This window comes from Bacillus sp. P4_D3 (assembly GCF_056401855.1).
Map to the genome: position 1 here is coordinate 1 of NZ_JBFUIN010000436.1, position 2,611 is coordinate 2,611.

3 protein-coding genes and 1 other annotated feature are annotated in these 2,611 nt (G+C 35.8%); all 3 genes read left to right on the forward strand.

From position 1 onward, the window contains the following. The coding region (locus AC1DTM_RS22335) for a CbiX/SirB N-terminal domain-containing protein (RefSeq protein ID WP_477000905.1) at positions 1 to 200 on the forward strand (200 nt) is incomplete at its 5' end. Further along, positions 175 to 792, forward strand: a complete 618-nt coding sequence (locus AC1DTM_RS22340) for an NAD(P)-binding protein (protein WP_088098858.1) — start codon at positions 175 to 177, stop codon at positions 790 to 792. The genes AC1DTM_RS22335 and AC1DTM_RS22340, both read left to right, overlap by 26 nt. 61 nt (positions 793 to 853) lie before the next feature. Then, positions 854 to 1,100: a binding site (T-box leader), on the forward strand. A 111-nt stretch (positions 1,101 to 1,211) separates the two neighbouring features. Beyond that, positions 1,212 to 2,567 (forward strand): sodium-dependent transporter, encoded by a 1,356-nt coding sequence (locus AC1DTM_RS22345; RefSeq protein WP_133059480.1) that lies wholly within the window; start codon positions 1,212 to 1,214, stop codon positions 2,565 to 2,567. The last annotated feature ends 44 nt before the right edge of the window (positions 2,568 to 2,611 follow it).

The following is a 2,611-nucleotide window of genomic DNA, read 5'->3' on the forward strand; positions in this document are numbered from 1 at the left end:
ACATTGTTGTGTTACCTTACTTATTATTTACAGGCTTACTCATGAAACATGTTGAGGAAGAAGTGCGTCAATATGAGTCGGAAGAGATAAAAATAAGTCCATATTTAGGAAAGAATGTAGCGTTTCGAGAGATGTTAATTCAGAAAACAGAGGAAATATTGAAGGGAGATCAATATGTATCCACTTACAGTGCGAGTTGATAAGAAACGTGTTGTTGTCATTGGTGGAGGGAAAGTAGCAGGGTTTAAAATTATTCCTTTACTAAAACAAGGTGCGGATATTGTTGTGGTAAGTACAGAATTAGATGCAAATTTAGTGAAACTTGTAGAAGAAAAGCAAATTCGTTGGTATCAAAGAGAGTATGAGAAAAGTGATATTAAAGATGCTTTTTTAGTAGTTGCAGCGACTAGCAATTCGGTACTAAATGAACAAATTGCTGAAGATGCCTCGGTAAATCAATTGGTAAATGTTATTACGAATCCGGAAAGTGGAAATGTTCATTTTCCGGCGGCGTTTCATCGTGGTTTGCTTAATGTAGCTGTTTCTACAGGAGGAGCAAGTCCGAAACTGGCAAAAAAAATTCGTGACGATATCGCAAATAAATATGATGAGACATATGAAACGTATCTTGATTTTTTATATGAAGTAAGAATAAAAGTGAAAGAATTACAAGTAGATAAGCGGCAGAGAAATATATTATTACAAGAAGTATTAAAGTCAGTATATGTTCTAAATGGAGAAAAAAGAGAATTGTTTTTACAAGAATTAGAGAGAAAGGTTCATATAGGATAATGAATAAATTGTGCTTTACAACTATAAGAATATAATTTATAATCACAAGTAACTTCAAAAGATGAAATCGATGAGCAAGAAGAGTACGTATATTTGATGCGTTCAGAGAGCTGGGGTAAGGTGTGAGCCCGGTACGATAAAATATACAGAATGGGCTTGCGAGAGGTATGCTGAACATTGCAGTAGGCAACCCGGGTTCCGCCGTTAAAAGGATAGGGTATCGGAATTTTCCTGTACCTGAACAAGTGGGATTTATTGATCCAATTGAGGTGGTACCACGGTATTCTATTACATATATCGTCCTCTACATGCATATTTGCGTGTAGGGGACTTTTTTATTTTCTAAAGGAGGTGTGCGAGTATGAAATGAAAGTGTATAATTGATAAAAGTTATAATATTCAGAAAAGGAGAAATTATAATGAAAGAAACACAGCAATGGACGTCGAAAATAGGCTTTGTACTCGCAGCAGCGGGAGCCGCAGTAGGTCTTGGGGCAATATGGAAGTTTCCATATGTTGCAGGTAATGGCGGGGGAGGCGCATTCTTCCTTGTATTCTTACTATTAACTATATTTATTGGTATGCCTCTTCTTGTAGCTGAATTTGTTATTGGCCGTAGTACTCAAAAAGAGGCAGTTACAGCTTATAAAGTATTAGTACCAAATAGCAAGTTATATCCTTGGATTGGTCGTATGGGGGTTGTTACTTGTTTTAGCGTACTATCTTTTTATAGTGTTGTAGGTGGATGGATTTTACTTTATTTATACTATAGTGTCACAGGTGGTTTCTGGAACGGAGTAGTCGATTATGGGCAATTGTTTGCTGAAACAATTGCAAATCCAGTAAGTGCGATTGGGGCGCAATTCATCTTTATGCTTTGTACCATTTTTGTTGTTAGTAAAGGTGTGGAAAAAGGCATAGAAAAGGCAAGTAAGTACATGATGCCGCTATTATTCATTTTATTTATTGCTATCATTATTCGTGCGTTAACACTTGATGGTGCTATGGCTGGGGTAGAGTTCTTCTTAAAACCAGATTTTTCAAAGCTTACAGCAGATACGATTTTATATGCGATGGGACAATCTTTCTTCTCACTAACGGTAGGTGCCTCGGTAATGGTAACGTATAGTTCGTATTTAAAGAAAGAAGAGCATTTAGCTAAATCAGCAACATCTATTGTAAGTTTAACTGTATTTGTTACAGTACTTGCAGGATTAGCGATTTTTCCGGCGATTTTCGCATTAGGAGTTAAACCGACAGAAGGACCAGGGCTACTGTTTATCGTTCTTCCTGCTGTCTTTGCGAAAATTCCATTTGGACAATTTTTCTTCATTATGTTTTTAGTTTTATTCTTCTTTGCGACTTTAACATCTGCGATTTCAATGCTTGAAATTGTAGTAGCATCTGTTGCGAAAGATAATGAGAAGAAGCGTCCGTCAGCTTCGTTATTAATTGGTATTCTTATTTTTGCAGTTGGAATTCCATCAGCGTTATCGTTTGGAATTATGAGTGATGTGAAAATATTTGGTAAGACATTCTTTGATTTCGTCGATTTTTCGGTAAGTAATGTGTTACTGCCACTCGGAGTACTAGCCATTTCGCTATTCGTACCAAATAAAATGAGTAAAGAGTTATTAATGAAAGAATTAGAAGTTACGGAAACGAAAGGGAAAACATTATTTAACATTTGGTTCTTCTTACTTCGTTATGTTATTCCGGTAACTGTAATTATCGTATTTTTAAATGCGGTAGGCGTATTTAAAATGTTTGCATAATAAAAAGACGGAGATTTCTCCGTCTTTTTATTATGTTGTAGAAG

What these genes read in the sequence shown, in the direction of transcription:
- AC1DTM_RS22340 (WP_088098858.1), top strand. Translation starts at nt 175, where the DNA reads ATGTATCCACTTACAGTGCGAGTTGATAAGAAACGTGTTGTTGTCATT.
- AC1DTM_RS22345 (WP_133059480.1), top strand. Translation starts at nt 1,212, where the DNA reads ATGAAAGAAACACAGCAATGGACGTCGAAAATAGGCTTTGTACTCGCA.